The organism is Bacillus sp. BB51/4, assembly GCF_008368845.1.
Classification (GTDB): Bacteria; Bacillota; Bacilli; order Bacillales; family Bacillaceae_G; genus Bacillus_A; species Bacillus_A wiedmannii.
This window is the reverse complement of sequence record NZ_QOSC01000021.1, coordinates 51,784-58,102: the sequence shown is the minus strand read 5'-3', so window position 1 is coordinate 58,102 and position 6,319 is coordinate 51,784. Positions and strand designations below refer to the sequence as shown.

Below are 6,319 nucleotides of genomic sequence, written 5' to 3'. Positions count from 1 at the left end.
TATATTTGTATAATGTTTTTGACTCGTGTTTTTACTTAACAGTTAAATTATCGAGTACAATCGACAAAATTTTGCTATTTACGCATTAAAAATTTAATGTTTTAATGAACAACATAACTGGTATGACCAGAGAGAAAGGAGAAGATTACGCTAATAGGAGTATAGCGAAGTTGTAAGTAACATTATGTCGAAAATAATTTTCCTAATAATCAGTTAATTAATGAGAGACCTAGAATCTCAAAAGGATCAAGTTTGTAATAAAAGTGTTCTAAGTTTTTGCATAACAAAAGTGAATTTATTCCGCAATAAAAGTATAAGCAATGTACAGTATAAGTTCATCTTTTGTAGTCTTGTAAGGCTCTTGCTGACAAAACTAAGAGACATATTATGTAATTGATATTAAACAAGGTCAAAACAGGATTAACTGTAAGCGTTGGTTTATCTATCCTCGCGGCTCTGTAAGTTAAACCGCAACTCTATGGGAGAATTAATATTTTACTACCCATTGGGTGTCTAATTCAAATATAGCTGATGAATTTTTATTGTTTATTTTTGAAAAATAGAGTATCTAAATGAGAGATGAGTAAAATTCTTACATCCTATTAGAAGTAAAAAATAAGGATAACACCCTAACTGAAAGACTTCTCTTTCCTCATCCGTGTACAAAGAGAGAGCCTAGCGCTAGGTCGTACAAGTTATATGAATCAAGTTATAGAAAAAAATGGTAAAGGAGTGTACGGAATGAAGAATAAAATAATGACAGGATTTTTAATAACATCCATTGTAACTGGAGCGAATATTCCTATCAATACTCTCGCAACACCAATCGTTCAAGCAGAAACTCAACAGGAAAACATGGATATTTCTTCATCATTACGAAAATTAGGTGCGCAATCTAAATTAATCCAAACGTATATTGATCAATCTTTAATGAGTCCTAATGTACAGCTAGAGGAAGTCCCAGCTTTAAATAACAATCAATTCCTAATCAAACAAGATATGAAGGAATGGTCATCGGAACTCTATCCACAGTTAATTCTATTAAATTCAAAAAGTAAAGGATTTGTAACGAAATTTAATAGCTATTACCCGACATTAAAATCGTATGTAGACAATAAAGAAGATAGAGAAGGGTTTTCGGATAGACTTGAAGTTCTTCAAGAAATGGCTATGATGAATCAAGAAAATGCGCAACGACAAATTAATGAATTAACAGATCTTAAATTACAGCTTGATAAAAAATTAAAAGATTTCGATACTAATGTGGCAACTGCGCAAGGCATATTAGGTACAGATGGAACAGGAAAAATAGATCAGTTAAAAAATGAAATATTAAATACCAAAAAAGCAATTCAAAATGATTTACAACAAATTGCATTAATACCAGGAGCTTTAAATGAGCAGGGATTTGCTATATTCAAAGAAGTTTATAGTCTTTCAAAAGAAATTATTGAACCGGCTGCTCAAGCAGGGATGGCAGCGTATAACAAAGGAAAAGAAATTAACAACTCTATTCTAGAAGCGGAGAAAAAAGCGGCGCAAGAAGCGACAGAGCAAGGTAAAACTGCTCTAGAGATTGAATCGGCCAAAAAAGCAGCTCGTGAAGCAATTGAGAAAAGCAAACAAGGTGAAATAGCTGCAGCTGCAGCCGCAAAAACGCAAGAATATGACCTGATGAAAGCCATTGATACTGAAAAGATTAAGAAAACATTTGGTGTCTTCGCAGAAGTAAATAAACTAACAGCAGAGCAGCGAGCATATTTAGATGACTTAGAGAAACAAAACCAAAAAATATATGATTTAACAACGAAACTATCAATAGCAGATTTACAAAAATCAATGCTTCTTATTTCACAAAATGATTTGCATACGTTTGCAAATCAAGTAGATGTAGAACTTGACCTACTAAAGCGCTATAAAGAAGATTTGGATCTAATAAAAAATAACATTACAAAATTATCTACTAATGTTGATGCAACTAACGAGCAGTCTCAAAAAGATACATTAAGACAATTAAAAAATGTAATAAGTTACCTTGAAGAACAGGTATATAAATTTTGATATTACGTTTTTGAAAAAACTATAAAGATTATAAGAATCTAGCGAAAGAAGGAGAATAGTTATGAAAAAATTCCCATTCAAAGTGCTAACTTTAGCCACTCTGGCAACGGTTATAACTGCTACTACTGGTAACACTATTCATGCATTTGCACAAGAAACGACCGCTCAAGAACAAAAAGTAGGCAATTATGCTTTAGGTCCCGAGGGACTGAAGAAAGCATTGGCTGAAACAGGGTCTCATATTCTTGTAATGGATTTGTACGCAAAAACAATGATTAAGCAACCGAATGTAAATTTATCTAATATCGATTTAGGATCAGAAGGAGGGGAGTTGCTCAAAAATATTCACCTTAATCAAGAACTGTCACGAATCAATGCGAATTATTGGTTAGATAAAGCGAAGCCACAGATTCAAAAAACAGCTCGTAATATTGTAAATTACGATGAACAATTTCAAAATTATTACGACACTTTAGTAGATACTGTACAAAAGAAAGATAAGGCAGGTCTAAAAGAGGGCATAAATGATTTAATTACTACAATTAATACAAATTCAAAAGAGGTTACAGATGTAATTAAGATGCTACAAGACTTCAAAGGGAAACTATATCAAAATTCTACAGATTTTAAAAATAATGTTGGTGGTCCAGATGGGAAAGGTGGATTAACTGCAATATTAGCAGGTCAACAGGCAACGATTCCACAACTTCAAGCTGAAATTGAGCAACTTCGTTCTACTCAGAAAAAACATTTTGATGATGTATTAGCATGGTCAATTGGTGGTGGATTGGGAGCAGCTATTTTAGTTATTGCAGCTATTGGAGGAGCAGTTGTAATTGTTGTAACTGGTGGTACAGCAACACCAGCTGTTATTGGTGGACTTTCAGCTCTTGGAGCAGCTGGTATCGGTCTAGGAACTGCGGCGGGTGTCACGGCATCTAAGCATATGGACTCCTATAACGAAATTTCTAACAAAATCGGAGAGTTAAGTATGAAAGCAGATCGTGCTAATCAAGCAGTTCTTTCGCTTACTAACGCGAAAGAAACATTGGCATATCTATATCAGACTGTAGATCAAGCGATCTTGTCTCTAACAAATATTCAAAAGCAATGGAATACAATGGGCGCAAATTATACAGATTTACTGGATAATATCGATTCTATGCAAGACCACAAATTCTCTTTAATACCGGATGATTTAAAAGCCGCTAAAGAAAGTTGGAATGATATTCATAAAGATGCAGAATTCATTTCAAAAGATATTGCTTTTAAACAGGAATAGAACTGAAAATTAAAACCTAAATTGGAGGAAAATGAAATGATAAAAAAAATCCCTTACAAATTACTCGCTGTATCGACGTTATTAACTATTACAACCGCTAATGTAGTTTCACCAGTAACAACTTTTGCAAGTGAAATTGAACAAACGAACAATGGAGATACGGCTCTTTCTGCAAATGAAGCAAGAATGAAAGAGACCTTGCAAAAGGCCGGTTTATTTGCAAAATCTATGAATGCCTATTCTTATATGTTAATTAAAAATCCAGATGTGAACTTTGAAGGAATTACTATTAATGGATATGTGGATTTACCTGGTAGAATTGTACAAGATCAAAAGAATGCAAGAGCACATGCTGTTACTTGGGATACAAAAGTAAAAAAACAGCTTTTAGATACATTGACTGGTATTGTTGAATATGATACAACATTTGACAATTATTATGAAACAATGGTAGAGGCGATTAATACAGGGGATGGAGAAACTTTAAAAGAAGGGATTACAGATTTACGAGGTGAAATTCAACAAAATCAAAAGGTTGCACAACAACTAATAGAAGAATTAACTAAATTAAGAGACTCTATTGGACAAGATGTTAGAGCATTTGGAAGCAATAAAGATCTCTTGCAGTCGATTTTAAAAAACCAAGGTGCAGATGTTGAAGCCGATCAAAAGCGTCTAGAAGAAGTATTAGGATCAGTAAACTATTATAAACAATTAGAATCTGATGGGTTTAATGTAATGAAGGGTGCTATTTTGGGTCTACCGATAATTGGCGGTATTATAGTAGGAGTAGCAAGAGATAATTTAGGTAAGTTAGAGCCTTTATTAGCAGAATTACGTCAGACCGTGGATTATAAAGTAACATTAAATCGTGTAGTTGGAGTTGCTTATAGTAATATTAATGAAATGCACAAGGCACTTGATGATGCTATTAACGCTCTTACTTATATGTCCACGCAGTGGCATGATCTAGATTCTCAATATTCGGGCGTTCTAGGGCATATTGAGAATGCAGCTCAAAAAGCGGATCAAAATAAATTTAAATTCTTAAAACCTAATTTAAATGCAGCGAAAGACAGTTGGAAAACATTAAGAACAGATGCTGTTACATTAAAAGAAGGGATAAAGGAATTAAAAGTGGAAACTGTTACTCCACAAAAATAGGGAAATATTAATTCTGTTGCAAAGTGAACCATAACATAGAGAGTCTATGATTACACTGTTAAACAGTAAAGCGTTAATTAATAAATCCTTATATATTAAAAAGGCGGAGTCTCATTAAAGACTTCGCCTTTCACTTATATATAAGTTATATCCAAATAAAAAGATAGCCATGTAGTTTACTTGTTTTAAAAAATTTGTAACAGAATCGATTAATAGAGGACAGGTTATATAGATTTGCTTAATAATATTGAATCTATGCAACTACATCGTCTTTTAATAAGAATAGGACTTGAAATCAAACTCTATACAGGAGGAATAAGAAAAGATGAAAAAAAAACCTTATAAAATACTGGCTGTATCAGCATTTTTAATTATGACAACTACCTATGCAGTCACACCAGTAGCAACCTTTGCAATTGAAACTGAACAAACGAACACTGGAGATATGTCTCTTTCAGCAAATGAAGAAAAGATGAAAAAAACTGTACAAGATGCTGGGTTATTTGCAAAAGCTATGAATGAATATTCTTATTTGCTAATTAATAATCCGGATGTGAGTTTTGAAGGAATTTCTATTAATGGGTATGCAGATTTACCTAGTAAAATTGTACAGGATCAAAAGAATGCAAGAGCACATGCTGTTATATGGAATACAAAATTAAAAAAACAGCTTTTAGATACATTGACCGGCATTATTGAATACGATACAAAGTTTGAAAATTATTATGAAACATTAGTAGAGGCGATCAATAATGGAAATGGGGATACTTTAAAAAAGGGGATTACTGATTTAAGGGGGGGAATTCAACAAAACCAAAAGTCTGCAAAAGCATTAATAGAAGAATTAACTAAATTTAAAAACGCTATTGGAGAAGATGTTAGAGTATTTGGAAGCCATAAAGAGACCTTGCAATCGATTTTAAAAAACCAAGGAGCTGATGTGGAGACTGATCAAAAGCGTTTAGATGAAGTTTTAGGACAAGTAAACTATTATAAGAAATTAGAATCTGATGGATTAATAATGGTGAAAATACCTTTTATCCCCACGCTTATTTCTGGTGGCATAATGATAGGTACTGCTAGAGATAATTTAGGTCGATTAGAGCCTGCTTTAGCAGAATTACGTAAAACTGTAGATTATAAAATTACATTAAATCGTGTAGTCGGAGTTGCATTTCATAATATTAGTGATATGCATAGTACGATTGATAGTGCTATTACTGCTCTTACTTATATGTCCACACAATGGGATGATTTAGACTCTCAATATTCGGGTGTACTGGGGCATATTGATAAAGCAGATGAAAAAGCTGATCAAAATAGATATAAATTTTTAAAGCCTAACTTGAATTCAGCTAAAGATAGTTGGAAAATATTAAGAACAGATGTTGTCACATTACTAGAAGGCATAAAAATTGCAGAGAAGAAAGAACAAGATTTTATGAATCTACTTCGTCCATCAAACGTTTTTTACTTTTATAAAAAAATCCATAACGCATACACTTTTGAAATAAAGACTGGAACAAATGCACCAAATGCGTCTTATAAAGTTATGAATTTAACTAAAAACACTGTTCATCATATGTGGAGTGGAGGTGCTAATACAAACATGTGGGCTGACTGGCTTTCATTCAATCCAAATGATGAATTTGCGGTGGTAGCAGTAGTGGATGGAAAAGAATATGTTGTATATAAAGACAAAGTAGAAAATATAATGAACTGAACCCGAAAAAATGCATTAATTGGAGATGGTACACTAAACTAGACACCAAGTTAATTGAAAAATTGACCGGCATATGGCTCCTTATTTCC

At 32.9% G+C, this 6,319-nt stretch carries 4 protein-coding genes; all 4 read left to right on the top strand.

Annotated features, from left to right (window positions below; all coding sequences use genetic code 11):
* Window positions 1-741: 741 nt before the first annotated feature.
* The gene (hblC, locus tag DN392_RS26465) at window positions 742-2,061 is read left to right on the top strand and encodes a hemolytic enterotoxin HBL lytic component L2 (protein WP_048566590.1); all 1,320 of its coding nucleotides are present in this window, start codon (window positions 742-744) and stop codon (window positions 2,059-2,061) included.
* A 61-nt stretch (window positions 2,062-2,122) separates the two neighbouring features.
* A complete protein-coding gene (gene hblD / locus DN392_RS26460) occupies window positions 2,123-3,343 on the top strand; it encodes a hemolytic enterotoxin HBL lytic component L1 (protein WP_048566442.1) in 1,221 nt (406 codons plus the stop codon).
* A 36-nt stretch (window positions 3,344-3,379) separates the two neighbouring features.
* Window positions 3,380-4,507, top strand: a complete 1,128-nt coding sequence (gene hblA / locus DN392_RS26455) for a hemolysin BL binding component B (protein WP_000591974.1) — start codon at window positions 3,380-3,382, stop codon at window positions 4,505-4,507.
* Window positions 4,508-4,832: 325 nt separating this feature from the next.
* Window positions 4,833-6,230 (top strand): hemolysin BL regulatory component HblB, encoded by a 1,398-nt coding sequence (hblB, locus tag DN392_RS26450; protein WP_048566441.1) that lies wholly within the window; start codon window positions 4,833-4,835, stop codon window positions 6,228-6,230.
* The last annotated feature ends 89 nt before the right edge of the window (window positions 6,231-6,319 follow it).